This window comes from Actinomadura rugatobispora, from assembly GCF_042656285.1.
Taxonomy (GTDB): domain Bacteria; phylum Actinomycetota; class Actinomycetes; order Streptosporangiales; family Streptosporangiaceae; genus Spirillospora; species Spirillospora rugatobispora.
In genome coordinates, this window is record NZ_JBHSON010000005.1 from 98,079 (window position 1) to 110,826 (window position 12,748).

General features: G+C 71.0%; 16 protein-coding genes. 8 read left to right on the plus strand and 8 right to left on the minus strand.

Annotated features, from left to right (window positions below; all coding sequences use genetic code 11):
• Nucleotide 1 precedes the first annotated feature (1 nt).
• Nucleotides 2-1,180, minus strand: coding sequence for an epoxide hydrolase family protein (locus ACFPZN_RS05035; protein ID WP_378280597.1), 1,179 nt, complete (start codon nucleotides 1,178-1,180; stop codon nucleotides 2-4).
• A gap of 294 nt (nucleotides 1,181-1,474) precedes the next feature.
• On the opposite strand from ACFPZN_RS05035, the gene ACFPZN_RS05040 reads away from it, so the two are divergent.
• A complete protein-coding gene (locus ACFPZN_RS05040) occupies nucleotides 1,475-2,470 on the plus strand; it encodes a D-alanyl-D-alanine carboxypeptidase family protein (protein WP_378280599.1) in 996 nt (331 codons plus the stop codon).
• A gap of 84 nt (nucleotides 2,471-2,554) precedes the next feature.
• Here the strand turns inward: ACFPZN_RS05040 and ACFPZN_RS05045 are convergent, their stop codons facing one another.
• The gene (locus tag ACFPZN_RS05045; protein WP_378280601.1) at nucleotides 2,555-3,487 is read right to left on the minus strand and encodes a helix-turn-helix domain-containing protein; all 933 of its coding nucleotides are present in this window, start codon (nucleotides 3,485-3,487) and stop codon (nucleotides 2,555-2,557) included.
• Between the two features lie 196 nt (nucleotides 3,488-3,683).
• Between ACFPZN_RS05045 and ACFPZN_RS05050 the strand changes: the two genes are divergently transcribed.
• Complete coding sequence (locus tag ACFPZN_RS05050; protein ID WP_378280602.1) at nucleotides 3,684-4,214, plus strand: barstar family protein; 531 nt, start codon at nucleotides 3,684-3,686, stop codon at nucleotides 4,212-4,214.
• Between the two features lie 76 nt (nucleotides 4,215-4,290).
• Here ACFPZN_RS05050 and ACFPZN_RS05055 read toward each other — a convergent pair whose 3' ends face one another.
• The 4 genes from ACFPZN_RS05055 to ACFPZN_RS05070 form a co-directional block, all read right to left on the minus strand.
• Nucleotides 4,291-4,674, minus strand: a complete 384-nt coding sequence (locus ACFPZN_RS05055; protein WP_378280603.1) for a DUF4190 domain-containing protein — start codon at nucleotides 4,672-4,674, stop codon at nucleotides 4,291-4,293.
• A gap of 388 nt (nucleotides 4,675-5,062) precedes the next feature.
• Complete coding sequence (locus tag ACFPZN_RS05060; RefSeq protein ID WP_378280604.1) at nucleotides 5,063-5,833, minus strand: deoxyribonuclease IV; 771 nt, start codon at nucleotides 5,831-5,833, stop codon at nucleotides 5,063-5,065.
• A gap of 241 nt (nucleotides 5,834-6,074) precedes the next feature.
• Nucleotides 6,075-6,230 carry a hypothetical protein gene (locus ACFPZN_RS05065; protein WP_378280605.1) on the minus strand — a complete coding sequence of 52 codons (156 nt, stop codon included), beginning with the start codon at nucleotides 6,228-6,230 and terminating at the stop codon, nucleotides 6,075-6,077.
• Nucleotides 6,231-6,326: 96 nt separating this feature from the next.
• Nucleotides 6,327-6,632: a hypothetical protein gene (locus tag ACFPZN_RS05070; RefSeq protein WP_378280606.1), complete on the minus strand. Its 306-nt coding sequence runs from the start codon at nucleotides 6,630-6,632 to the stop codon at nucleotides 6,327-6,329.
• 230 nt (nucleotides 6,633-6,862) lie between these two features.
• On the opposite strand from ACFPZN_RS05070, the gene ACFPZN_RS05075 reads away from it, so the two are divergent.
• The 6 genes from ACFPZN_RS05075 to ACFPZN_RS05100 all read left to right on the plus strand — a co-directional run bounded on the left by ACFPZN_RS05075 (nucleotide 6,863) and on the right by ACFPZN_RS05100 (nucleotide 10,889).
• The gene (locus ACFPZN_RS05075) at nucleotides 6,863-7,024 is read left to right on the plus strand and encodes a hypothetical protein (RefSeq protein WP_378280607.1); all 162 of its coding nucleotides are present in this window, start codon (nucleotides 6,863-6,865) and stop codon (nucleotides 7,022-7,024) included.
• A 294-nt stretch (nucleotides 7,025-7,318) separates the two neighbouring features.
• Nucleotides 7,319-7,609: a 30S ribosomal protein S6 gene (gene rpsF / locus ACFPZN_RS05080; RefSeq protein ID WP_378280608.1), complete on the plus strand. Its 291-nt coding sequence runs from the start codon at nucleotides 7,319-7,321 to the stop codon at nucleotides 7,607-7,609.
• A 37-nt stretch (nucleotides 7,610-7,646) separates the two neighbouring features.
• The gene (locus ACFPZN_RS05085; RefSeq protein ID WP_378280609.1) at nucleotides 7,647-8,216 is read left to right on the plus strand and encodes a single-stranded DNA-binding protein; all 570 of its coding nucleotides are present in this window, start codon (nucleotides 7,647-7,649) and stop codon (nucleotides 8,214-8,216) included.
• A 60-nt stretch (nucleotides 8,217-8,276) separates the two neighbouring features.
• The gene (gene rpsR, locus ACFPZN_RS05090) at nucleotides 8,277-8,513 is read left to right on the plus strand and encodes a 30S ribosomal protein S18 (RefSeq protein ID WP_019631633.1); all 237 of its coding nucleotides are present in this window, start codon (nucleotides 8,277-8,279) and stop codon (nucleotides 8,511-8,513) included.
• A 19-nt stretch (nucleotides 8,514-8,532) separates the two neighbouring features.
• Nucleotides 8,533-8,979 carry a 50S ribosomal protein L9 gene (rplI, locus tag ACFPZN_RS05095; protein ID WP_378280610.1) on the plus strand — a complete coding sequence of 149 codons (447 nt, stop codon included), beginning with the start codon at nucleotides 8,533-8,535 and terminating at the stop codon, nucleotides 8,977-8,979.
• 1,070 nt (nucleotides 8,980-10,049) lie between these two features.
• Nucleotides 10,050-10,889, plus strand: a complete 840-nt coding sequence (locus tag ACFPZN_RS05100) for a peptidoglycan recognition protein family protein (protein ID WP_378280611.1) — start codon at nucleotides 10,050-10,052, stop codon at nucleotides 10,887-10,889.
• Nucleotides 10,890-10,908: 19 nt separating this feature from the next.
• Here ACFPZN_RS05100 and ACFPZN_RS05105 read toward each other — a convergent pair whose 3' ends face one another.
• Nucleotides 10,909-11,097 carry a hypothetical protein gene (locus ACFPZN_RS05105; RefSeq protein WP_366621930.1) on the minus strand — a complete coding sequence of 63 codons (189 nt, stop codon included), beginning with the start codon at nucleotides 11,095-11,097 and terminating at the stop codon, nucleotides 10,909-10,911.
• A gap of 59 nt (nucleotides 11,098-11,156) precedes the next feature.
• Nucleotides 11,157-12,485 (minus strand): MATE family efflux transporter, encoded by a 1,329-nt coding sequence (locus ACFPZN_RS05110; RefSeq protein ID WP_378280612.1) that lies wholly within the window; start codon nucleotides 12,483-12,485, stop codon nucleotides 11,157-11,159.
• Nucleotides 12,486-12,748: the final 263 nt, after the last annotated feature.

Consider the following 12,748-nt stretch of genomic DNA (forward strand, 5'->3'; position numbering starts at 1 on the left):
GTCAGGGCTTCTCGTCCCGCAGAGGCCGGAAGAACGCGCGCACGTCGGCGGTGAGCACCTCGGGTACCTCCAGGGCGGCGAAGTGGCCGCCCTCGGAGAAGTCCGACCAGTGCACGATGTTGTTGCCCGCCTCGGCGTACCGGCGGATCGCGATGTCCTCCGCGAACGCCGCCACACCGGTCGGGGTGGTGGGCGGCGTCGCGTTCCAGCCGCCGGCCGCGTGCATGTTCTCGTAGTACATGTTGGCCGCCGACCCGATCGTGTCGGTGAGCCAGTAGAGCATCACGTTGGTGAGCATGCGGTCGCGGTCGATGGCGGCCTCGGGCAGGGCCTCCGACGGGTGGGACCACTCCTTGAACTTCTCCACGACCCAGGCCAGCTGCCCCACGGGGGAGTCGGTGAGCCCGTAGGCCAGCGTCTGCGGCCGGGTGGCCTGGATCTGGAAGTAGGCGCTTCCGTCCTCGGTCCAGTGCGCGCGCCGCTCCAGCCGCGCCCGCTCCACGTCCGTCAGCCCGGCCCGCTCGTCCTCCGGCACCTCACCGAAGGGGATGAACCCGAAGGTCGCCGCGTTGACGTGCACGCCGACGACCTTGCCGGTGTCGATCCGGCCGAGCTCGGGAGCGATGAAGGCGCCCAGGTCGCCGCCCTGCGCGCCGTACCGCTCGTACCCGAGCCGGCTCATCAGCTCGGCGAACGCGGCGGCGGTGCGGCCGGTGCTCCAGCCGGGCTCCCGGGTCGGACCGGACAGGCCGAAGCCGGGCAGCGACGGGATGACCACGTGGAAGGCGTCGGCCGGGTCGCCGCCGTGCGCGCGGGGATCGGTGAGCGGCCCGATCATGTCGAGGAACTCCACGATCGAGCCGGGCCAGCCGTGCGCGAGGAGCAGCGGCAGCGCGTCCGGCTCGGGCGAGCGCACGTGCAGGAAGTGCACGGTCGCGCCGTCGATCTCGGTGACGAACTGCGGGTGCCGGTTGAGCTCGGCCTCGTGCGCCCGCCAGTCGTAGGAGGTGCGCCAGTACTCGGCGAGCTCGCGCAGGTAGCCCGCCGGGACGCCACGTTCCCACGGCCCGCCGGGCAGCGCCGCGCCCCAGCGGGTGCGGGCGATGCGGTCGCGCAGGTCGTCGAGGTCGGCCTGGGGGATCTCGATGCGGTACGGGCGGATCTCGCTGCTGCCGGTCATGGGCGTCCCCTTCCAGAACGGATCGTTCTGTTCCCACACTATCAGAACGGAATGGTCCATTCCGCAGTATGTGGGCGCAGGGTCAAGATCTGGTACAGCGCGGTCGAGCGGCGGCCCCGCAGGGTAGATCACCCGACCATGCGGATCACATTGATCACCGCGGTCACTCTGACCTGTGCGATCACACTGGCACCACCGGCCGCCCCCGCCCCAGCGGCGCCAGTTCAGAGCGCGTCCCCCGCGACGGGGCAGGCCCGCCCCGCCTCCGCACTCTCATCGACGCCGGGAACCCATATGTCGCCCGGAGCGGTCGCGCCAGTCATCGCCGGGCCGGCGCAGGGCGCGTACGTCGCTATGGGGCAGGCCAGCCCCGCTTCTGCACCCGCGCTCGCCGCCGCAGCGTCGAATGCGGCGCCCCGGGCGGTCGCGCCAGGCATCGCCGGGCCAAGGCAAGCCGCGTACACCGGGGTCCAGACCAGCTCCGCGCCCGGGGCGGTCGCGTCGAACATCGCCGGGCAGGGGGCGTACGCCGCGAGGGGACCGACCGGGGTCCAGGCGCGATCCGCCTACCTGCTCGATGCCCGGACGGGCCGCACGCTGTGGTCCAGGCGGCCCAACGATCGCCGCGCGATCGGCAGCATCACCAAGGTCATGACCGCCGTCGTCGTGCTCCGCTCGGCACGTCCCGACCGCACCATCACCATCCGCCCGCGGCACGTGTCCTACGCGGCCCGCCGCAACGGCTCCACCGCAGGGCTGCGTCCCGGCGACCGCCTCACGACCCGGGAACTGCTGCACGCCCTGCTGCTGCCGTCCGGATGCGACGCGGCCGCCGCCCTCGCCGACACCTACGGTCCGGGGCCAAGGCGGTTCGTCCGCAAGATGAACGCGACCGCGCGCGCCCTCGGCCTCACCCGCACCCGCTACGACGACGTGGCCGGGCTCCCGCCCTCACCGGGCCACTCCACCGCCCGCGACCAGGCCCGGCTGGGCCGGTACGCGCTGCGCTTCCGGGCGTTCCGCGAGACCGTCCGCCGCGGGCAGCACGTCCTGCCCGCGACCCGCCGCCACCAGCGGTACGTGTGGACCAGCACCAATGCCCTCCTGAGCGGCTATCCCGGCATCATGGGCATCAAGACCGGTCACACCTCGGCCGCCGGCTACAGCATGCTGTTCGCCGCGCGGCGCAAGGGCCGGACGCTGGTCGGCGTCGTCCTGGACAGCTCGCGCACCGAGTACAGGGCCCGTTTCACCGACGCCGCCAAGGTCCTGAACTGGGGCTTCCGATAGTCGCCTCCCGCGGTGCGGGAGCCGGCCGCCGCCCGCGTCCAGGAGACCGGGCGGCGAGCCGGCGCCGCTGCGCGGAGCGCTCGCCTAGGAATGCGCGCGGAGCGCGGCGATGAACCACTCGAAGACCGGCGTCAGGGTCGGCGGAACGGACGGCCACCCGTTGATCGTCGCGAGAAGCTGCCAGTAGCGCTCCGCCCGCCGGTCGTTGCCGATCTCCATGCGTTCCAGCAGCAGCCTGCGGTACGCCGCGTCGTCGGTGGCACCGAAGGCCGCGGCGTACGCGGCCACCAGGCCGTCCACCACGGGCGCCGCCTCGGCCGATTCCGGCGCGATCCCGGCGGCCCGCGCGGCCTCCACCCGCTCCTGCGTGACCTCCGCGAGCTCCATGCCGCCGGCCTGGTCCGCCGGGACGGGGTTGGCCGCCTGGTACTCGATCATCTGCCGGATCCGCGCCTTGAACCCGGGGTCCTGGACGAGCTCCGCCAGCTCCACCCAGGCCGCCACCTGCTCCGGCTGGGGATCGTCGGGCAGCTCCGGCATGGCCGAACGCAGCTTGGCCGCGAACGCCGGATCGGCGTCCAGGCCCGCGTAGGCCTCGTCGATGAAGTCGGTGATGATGCGCCTGCGCTCCTCGTCGGAGAGCTTGGCGAGCTTGTGCATGAGTTCCATCTCCTCGGGACCGGATCGGTGTTTGGCCACCGCCCGCATGACCGCCCTGCGCAGCCGCAGCGTGCGGATCTGGACGTCCAGGGCCTCGGCGTGCGCCGCGGCCACCTCCGACACCGTGATCTCGCGGGCCAGCACGCGCTGGACCGTCGCCAGGTCCACACCCAGCTCGCGCAGCGTGCGGACGAGGTCGAGCCGGGCCACGGCGTCCAGGTCGTACAGGCGGTAGCCGGTGTCGGTGCGATCGGCCGGCGGCACCACGCCCGCGTCCGAGTAGAACCGGATCGTCCGCACCGGAAGGCCGGTGCGGCGGGCCAGTTCACCGATCGTGTAGAGGGTGTCGCCGTCCATGTCCCTCACCTTCGGGTCTCCAGTCGGTGGAGACTCAAGCCCGTTCTCCCCGGGCACTTCCGTCCCTCCCCCTCGAAACCTTCAACCCTGCATGGCGGGTCCCGATCCGGGGAGACTCGCACGGTCACGGGGGGTCCGAGGACGGGGCCCGATGTGGACGGAGAATATGCGGAACGGGGCAGGGGACCCCGCGCCGATGGCGACCGATCCGTACCGGAAGGTCCGTACCGGAGAAGTGACGGTGCCGGAAGAAGACGTGGGCGCGAACCGCGCGCTGACCGACTTGATCGAGGGACGGCTGAAGCCGGGCGTCTACCAGTGGCGCGCCCCCGCGGCCCCGGGAGCGGGCGTCGCCGGCGCGGACTGGCCCGCGCGGGCGGAGGATCGGGGCTGGCGGGCCTTCTACCTGAACGGGCGCCGCGCCCGCGACAAGGAGTCGTTCCTGCGGCTGTCCGCGGAGGCGTTCGACTTCCCGGAGTGGTTCGGCGGCAACTGGGACGCCTTCGAGGACTGCCTGAGGGACCTGTCCTGGGCGCCGACCAGCCGCGGCTACCTCGTCCTGTACGAGTCGTGGGCCGAACTGGCGGAAGCGGATCAGCGCGCGTTCCGTACGGCGCTCGACGTCCTCTCCGGCGCCGTCACCGCATGGCAGGACACCGCCACCCCCATGTCCGTGCTGCTGTCGAGCATCGGCGTGGAGGTGGCGGGCGTTCCCAAACTCGGGTGAGGAGCGGCAGAGAGAACACCCAGGCCTGTCCCCGGCGCCAAGCCTCTGCGAAGCCCGGACCCAGTAGGGCCTCGGCTCAGTAGGTGGTGCCGCCGCTCTCGTTGAGACTCCAGATCGCCGCACCATAGATGCCGACGACCACGATCCAGTAGATCAGCCCCAGCAGGGCGAAGATGTAGCCCAGCACCAGACCGGCCACGGCCATCCCGGACCCCTGCTCGCCGGTGCGCCGGATCTGGCTCTGCGCGACGTGCCCGAAGATGATCGCCCCGACGGAGAACAGGACGCCACCGCAGGTGATGACCCCGATGATGCCGAGGACCATCGAGGTGATCGCCATGCCGTTGTTGCGCGGCGCCATCGGCGGCCCGCCACCGTAGTAGTGGTGCTGCACCGCGGGCTGCTGGTACGGGTCGGAATGCCCGTAGCCGCCGTACGGGTCGTAAGGGGGTTGTGCCATTGACTTCCCGATCGTTCGGCGCGCCCGTCGTCGCATGGTCACGCGCGCGTGCGCTGGGGCTGAGGTCGTCTTCCGGATTATGCCAGTGTGGTGCTTACTCGCGCTTTGCGGTGCTGTGAGAGATTAGATGCCGCGTCCAAGCGCGAGGTTCCTGCGAACCTCGGGAATTTACTCCCGTCCCAATCCGGCCCCGGGCCCCGTCCGGGAACCCGCGCGGCTCCCCCGCAGGTCGGCGGCCCGGGAATGCCGCCGCTCCCCCGCGATGCTCACACGCGGCGACGTGGTCATGCGCCAAGGCCGGAACGACCGAAAGCGGCCCCGCTCCAGGAGATCGAAACCCTGCATTTCCGCGCGCGAACGTCCGCCGATCCGGGCGGCCCGCCGAAGATCAGGTCAGATTGGAGCGGAGCAGCGCGATGTCGGCCGCCTGCCCGTCGCCGGGGGTCTCCACGATGACCGGGGCGCCCGCGGCCCGTACGACCGACAGGATCAGGTCGGTCTCGATGGTGCCCGAGCCCAGGTTGGCGTGCCGGTCGGCGCCGGAGCCGAACGCGTCGCGGCTGTCGTTGCAGTGCACCAGGTCGATGCGCCCGGTGATGGACTTGATCCGGTCGACGGCGTCGATGAGCTCCTCCCCGGCCGCGTGCGCGTGGCACGTGTCCAGGCAGAAGCCGAGCTTGGACTCGAGACCGTCCACCCCCGTCAGGACCTCCCACAACCGGGCGATCCGGTCGAACTTGCGGGCCATCGCGTTGTCGCCGCCCGCCGTGTTCTCGATGTAGACCGGGATGGGGCAGTCGATGCGCTCGAAGACCTTCCGCCAGTTCTCGTAGCCGGTCTCGGGGTCGTCGGCCTTGAGGACATGCCCCCCGTGCACGATCAGCGCCTTGGCGCCGATCGACGCCGCCGCCTCCAGCTGCTGCTGGAGGATCTTGCGGCTCGGGATCCGGATCTTGTTGTTGGACGTCGCCACGTTGACCACGTAGGGGGCGTGCACGTACACGTCCACGTCGGAGTCCTGGACCGCCTTCGCGCCCTCGGGGATCACGGGCTTCTTCCAGCCCTGCGGGTCGCCCAGGAAGAACTGGACGACGTCCGCCTCGCGAGCGCGGGCGCTCTCGAGCGGGTCGGTCTGGTCGACATGGGCTCCGATGCGCATGCCTCCGAGGGTATCCGGCGCCAGCACCCCAGGCACGCCCGATGGCAACGCCCCACCAGGCCCCCGCCGAGACCACCGCCCGAGAACCCCGGCCACGACCAGCCGCCACGACCAGCCGCCGGGACCGGCAGCCGGGATCAACGGCCGGGGCCAGTCGCCGGGATCAGCGGCCGGGATCAGCGGCCCGGATCAGCCGCCGGGATCAGCGGCCGGGACCGGCGGCCGGGACCAGTCGCCGGGATCAGCGGCCGGGACCGGCGGCCGGGGCCAGCAGCCGGGACCAGCGGCCGGGACCAGCCGCCGGGGCCAGCAGCCGGGACCAGCGGCCGGGACCAGCCGCCGGGGCCAGCGACCAGAACCAGCCGCCGAGATCAGCGGCCGGAGCGATCGGGATCAACCGCCGGGACCAGCGGCCGGGGCCAGCAGCCGGGACCAGCGACCGGATCAGCGGCCTGGGATCACCCGCCTGAGGTCAGCCGCCGGGGGCGGCGGCTCAGATGGAGAAGCCGCCGTGGCTGAGGGCGAAGGCGGCCCCGATGAACGCGGCCACCATGCCGACCACGTTCAGCCAGCGCTCCCCGGTCGTCGCGGAGACCATCTGCGAGTAGAGGGCGAGCGGAAGCCCGATCACTCCCGCCAGGGCGCCGAAGAAGTGGGTGGCCGGGATGAATCCCAGCACGAGGGCGAGCAGCCCGGTGGTGAGCGCGGCCACCGCCAGAGAGTTCTCCACCGGATGGCGCTCGCCGTCGGTGTTCAGAGTGAGGGCCGACCGTTTCCTCCCGGCTGCCTCCTGCGACATCGGGACACCTCCTGCCGGTGCGGGCGTGTTCGCCGTCTCCGTCGGGACGCGCGGGTACCGGACGGGCTGCCGGAACGCGCCCGTACAAGGGATTCCCCCGGAAACGAATGATCATTCGGCTGTCCGCTCCCCGAAATTGTCGGCGGCACCCGGTACGGTCGAACATGGATTCGAGGACGCCGGTCCCGGTCCGCCCCGAGGGGAAGCGGGGAGAGTCAGGAGGTGCCGAGATGAGGCAGAGTGAACTCGCGGTCATCGGCGACGCGGAACTGGTCGAGGAGTTGTCGCTGCTGACGACCCAGACCGCCCGCATGCGCGCCCGCATGGCCGACATCATGGCCGAGCTGGAGCGCCGGCGCTGCGCCGCTCGCGCTCCCGGTGCCCGGCGCTAGTGCGTCCCGCCACCGGCCGCCGCAGCCGTGCCGCCCGCACGTGCGGACGGCACGGCTCCTGCGCCGGCCCCGCGCACGCGGACGGGCCGGCGCCGGACGGTGCGGTTGCGGAGGCGCTCCGTGCCCGTCCGCGTGCGGAAACGGCTTGCACGCTGCCGACTCTTGGTAGCCTGTATCGGTCTCGCGGCCGGTGCACGGCCACCCGGCCGGTGCCGCGCGGCCCGAGAGACGCAAGAACCCTCCTGTCACGGAGAGACCGTGACCGCATCAGTCCAGAGGAGGTAGGGACACAGCATGCGTCGTTACGAACTCATGGCCATCCTCGACCCCGCCATCGACGAGCGCACCGCGTCCGCTTCGCTCGACCCGTTCCTGAAGGTCGTCAAGGACGGCGGCGGCAGCGTCGAGAAGGTCGACATCTGGGGCCGCAGGCGTCTGGCCTACGACATCCAGAAGAAGTCCGAAGGCATCTACGCGGTGGTCGACCTCTCGGCCGAGCCTGCCACGGTCAAGGAGCTCGACCGGCAGCTCAACCTGAGCGAGTCGATCCTCCGTACGAAGGTCATCCGCCCCGAGGTCCACTGAGCCAGGCTCAGGCCCTCACACCAGCCGGAGCGAGCCCATGGCAGGCGACACCGTAATCACGATCGTCGGGAACCTCGTGGAGGACCCGAACCTACGCTTCACCACGAGCGGCCAGGCGGTCGCGTCGTTCCGCATCGCCTCGACGCCGCGGTACTTCGACCGCCAGTCGGGCGAGTGGAAGGACCGCGAGGCGCTCTTCCTGACCTGCAACGTCTGGCGGCAGGCGGCCGAGAACGTGGCCGAGACCCTGCAGCGCGGCATGCGGGTGATCGTTCAGGGCCGCCTCCAGCAGCGCTCGTACGAGACCCAGCAGGGTGAGAAGCGGACCGTCTTCGAGATCGAGGTCGAGGAGGTCGGTCCCTCACTGCGCAACGCCACCGCGAAGGTCAACAAGACCCAGCGGCAGGGCGGCGGTGGCGGCGGCTTCGGCGGCGGAGACGGCGGAGGCGGCGGCTTCGGCGGTCAGCAGGGCGGTCCCGGCGGTGGTGGTGGCGGCTTCGGCGGCGGCCAGCAGGGCGGCCCCGGCGGCGGAGCCCCGGCCGACCCCTGGGCCACCGGCGGCGGCTCCGGCGGTGGCGGCGGGTTCTCCGACGACCCGCCGTTCTAGGCGATCACACCAACCCAGTCCATTCCCGCGTGAGCGGGGCTCTCATAAAGGAGCACCACGATGGCGAAGCCACCTCCCCGCAAGCCGAAGAAGAAGGTTTGCGTTTTCTGCCAGGAGAAGATCTCCTACGTCGACTACAAGGACACCGGGCTGCTGCGGAAGTTCATTTCCGACCGCGGCAAGATCCGGGCGCGTCGGGTGACCGGCAACTGCACCCAGCACCAGCGGGACGTCGCCACGGCGATCAAGAACGCCCGCGAGATGGCGCTGCTGCCGTACACCAGCACCGCGCGCTGAGTGAGGGGGAACGACGACCATGAAGCTCATCCTCACCCAGCAGGTCTCCGGACTCGGTGAGCCCGGAGACGTGATCGAGGTCCGTGACGGCTACGGCCGCAACTACCTGATCCCGCGCGGGTTCGCGATCAAGTGGACCCGCGGCGCCGAACGCGAGATCGACTCGATCAAGAAGGCCCGCTCGGCCCGCGAGATCGCGACCGTCGAGCACGCCAAGGAGGTCGCCGGCGCGCTGAAGGCGCTCAAGGTGACCCTGCGGACCCGCACCGGCAGCAACGGCCGCCTGTTCGGCGCCGTCACCGCCGCCGACATCGCCGAGGCCGTCAAGGCCGCCGACGGCCCCGACCTGGACCGCCGCCGCATCGAGATCGGCAACCCGATCAAGACCGTCGGCACCCACCGGGTCAGCATCCGCCTGCACTCGGACGTCAACGCCACCATCGACGTCGATGTAGTCGAGGCCTGACCCCGCTCACACCACCCGTGAGCAGGACCACAAAGCAACGGCCCAGGTGGACGCACCAGCGTCCACCTGGCCCGTAGCCGTCCCCCCCCCGCCCGCACACCCCCAATGCCTCCGCTCCCCGCGCGCCGCCCACCTAGCCAGGTCAAGACAACCTGTGGCCCGGACCGCCGAGCCGCATCACGCCCCGCCCTCGTTCGCCTGGTCAAGGTTGCGGCAACCTATGGTCGCGTCGTAGTCGGGCCATGGCACGCCACGGTCTTCCCTTCCGTCCGCTTGGCCGGGCCGGAGCTCCTTTGTCCAGGCCCGGCAACCATGTCTCCATCCCGCCTGGCCAGGTCACGACAACCTGTGGTGGCGCCTGCCGGGTTGCGTCGCATCATGCCCCGCCCCGGCTCGCCTGGCTTGTTGGTGGCAGCCTGTGGTGGCGCCTGTCGAGTTGTGTCGCATCATGTCGCGGCCCGGTTTGCCTGGCCTGGTCGCGGTAGCCGGTGGTGGCGTCCGCCGCGTCGGGGCCACCGCGTTCCGTTCCGTCCTGCTGGCTGGGCCGTAGCGTCCCCTTGCGTCGCCCGCCTGGCCAGATCGGGGCAACCATGCCCCGTCTTGTCTGGTCAGGTCACGACGGCCTGTGGTGGCGCGTGCCGAGTTGTGCTGCATCATGGCCCGCCCCCGGCTCGCCTGGTCAGGTTGCGGCCGCCTGTGGTCGCGTCTGCCGCGTCGGGCCATGGCTCGCCACGGTGTTCCGTCCCGTCTGGCCGGGGCGGAGCTCCTTGTCCAAGCCCCGGCGACCATGTCTTCGCCCCGCCTGGCCGGTCACGCGAAGGCGACGTGTGGCTATGCGAGCTGCGGGCTGGTTAGGGCTTACGGAGTTGTGCGTGAGCGCTGTGGTTGGAGCGATCGGGGTGGGGCGGCCATGGGGGGTTGGTGTGGGGGAGTCGGGGTTTTGTGGGACATGACATTGAAACGCCCTGTCTTTGGATCATGCGGCGAGCTGTGGCTACCGTCCGAAGTGGATCTTCACTGGAGGGGGCGGTGTGTCCACGCATCCGTACGGTCGGCTCACCCGCCGGAGTATGGCGGGAATCCTTGGGTTCGGGCTTCTCGACCTGCTCCTGGTCGACAAGGCGTTCGCATGGGACACGCCGCCTCTGCGCGTCCACACGCGGGCGCAGTGGAAGGCGGTGCCGCCGCGCAGGCGGGCGCAGGTGCTCAGTCGGGCTCCGGATCGGATCGTCGTGCACCATACGGCGACCCCGAACTCCAAGGACTACTCGGTCGCGCACGCCTATCAGCTGTCACGGCAGATCCAGGGTTTCCACATGAACACCCGCAGGTGGGACGACGCCGGGCAGCAGCTCACCATCAGCCGCGGCGGCCATGTCATGGAGGGCCGCAACGGCAGCCTCGCGGCCATACGCGCGGGGCGGCATCTTGTGGGCGCGCAGGCGTTGCACCACAACTCCCACACGATCGGTATCGAGAACGAGGGCACCTACAGCCAGGCCGCGGTGCCGGCGAGGCTCTGGTCGTCCCTGGTGGAGACGTGCGCCTGGCTGTGCACCGAGTACCGCCTCGACCCGTTCCGCGCCATCGTCGGGCACCGGGACCTGGTGGCGACCGACTGTCCGGGGGACGTGTTCTACGCGCGGCTGCCGGAGCTTCGCGGTGATGTGGCCAGGCTCCTGGACCTGGACGAGACCTCCGACGAATCGGACGAGGAGTTCGACTCGGAGAAGGTGAGTGCGCAGCCGAAGGTCAAGGCGAAGCCGAAGAAGGCGCCGCCGAAGGCGAAGGTGAAACCCAAGACGAAGCCTAAGGCGAAGCCCAAGACGAAGCCGAAAGAGCCGTCTTCCGGGATTCCGTTGCTCGAGGACGGGACGTTGGAGCTTCCCGATCTGCCGATGCTGCCCTAGCGGTGGGAACGTGCCAACGTCAGGACTCCGGGGTCGTGTAGCGGGTGCGGCGGCGGGCGATCTCCGGGTCGATGCCCTCGACCAGGGACCAGATGCCCGCCACCCGTTCCACCAGGGTCTCCGGAGGCAGCCCGGCCAGGCCCTCGGCCGCCAGGTCGTCGATCGCCTGCGTCAGGCGGGCCATCCGCTCGCCGTGTGTGGAACACATGTTCGAATCCTAGCGAGAGTGACCGGTGGGACGGGTGAGCTTCACCGATTTCCCGGCGGTCAGCGCCGGACGGCGCCCGTGACCAGCCAGGCGTCGCCCCTGGCGCGCAGGCCGAGGGTGATCAGGCGGGTGACCATCCACAGGCCGATCGCCAGCCACAGGCCGATGAGCCCGGCGTCCGCCCAGTAGGCGAGCAGGGCCGCGGGAAGGAACGCCAGCGTGGCGATCACCGAGGTCACCGCGAGGTACGGGCCGTCTCCCGCGCCGATCAGGATGCCGTCCAGGACGAAGACCACTCCGGCGATCGGCTGGAGCAGGGCCACCAGGATCAGGGAGCCGAGCAGCAGGTTCCGCACCTGGTCGTCGGGGCTGAACAGGGCGGGGAGCCACGGTCGTACGGCGAGGACGGCGATGCCGAAGACGACCCCGCAGGCCGCGCCCCACTGCACCATGCGCCGCGTCGCGGACCGGGTGGCGGGGACGTCGGCCGCGCCGAGATGGCGTCCGGTGATGGCCTGCCCGGCGATCGCGATCGCGTCCAGGGCGAAGACCATCAGGTTCCAGACCTGGTAGCCGACCTGGTACGCGGCGATCTCCGGGTCGCCCATCCGGGCCGCGATCGACGTGCCGACGATCAGCACGATCCGCAGCGCGGCCGTCCGCAGCACGAGGTGCACCCCGGCGGACACGGCACCGCGCAGGCCGGCCAGGTCGGGCCGGATCGGGGCGCCGTGCCGCCGTGCCGCGCGCAGCACGACGACCACGTACACGACCGCGCTCCCGGTCTGCGCGAGCACCGTCCCCCAGGCCGAGCCCGCGATGCCCCACCCGAGCCACAGCACGAACACCACGTTCAGGACGAGGTTGGCGCCGAAGCCGCCGATGGAGACGAGCAGGGGTGTACGGGTGTCCTGGAGGCCGCGCAGCACCCCCGTCCCGGCGAGGACGACCAGCATGCCGGGGATGCCGATCAGGCTCACGGTGAGATAGGTGCGGGCGTAGGGCGCGACCGACGGGGACGCGCCGAACAGGTCCACGATCCAGGGGGCCAAGGGCCAGCACACCGCGATGAGCAGGAGGCCGAGCCCCAGCGCGAGCCACATGCCGTCGATACCCTGGCGCACCGCCGCCCGCAGGTCGCCGGCGCCGACCTGCCTGGCGACTCCGGCGGTCGTCCCGTAGGCGAGGAAGACACACAGGTAGACGAGGGTGGCCAGGGCCTGGCCGGCGACGCCGAGGCCGCCGAGCTGGGCGGTGCCGAGGTGGCCGACGATCGCGCTGTCGGTCAGCAGGAACAGCGGCTCGGCCACCAGCGCGCCGAACGCGGGGATGGCGAGGCGGAGGATCTCGCGGTCGTGCTTGTTCGCACGCAGGGGGAGGCCGGCCATGATCCACGTCAGGCTAGCAAGCTGTAAGGGATATGAGCAATTTGTCGGTTACGGGGTGTTCGTGGGCGTGCGGGACACAGATCTTCGGACTTTCTTTCCCGCACAGCCGGTGGACGGGGTCATCGCAGGTCAGGAGGGTTGGAGTGGAAGCCGTCCACGGTTATCCACAAAGTTGTCCCCAGGTCGTGCACAACGATCCCCGCGTGTCTGCACAACGCCTCCACAGGCTCGTCCACACCCGGCTTTGCCCTCGGGCGTGTCCG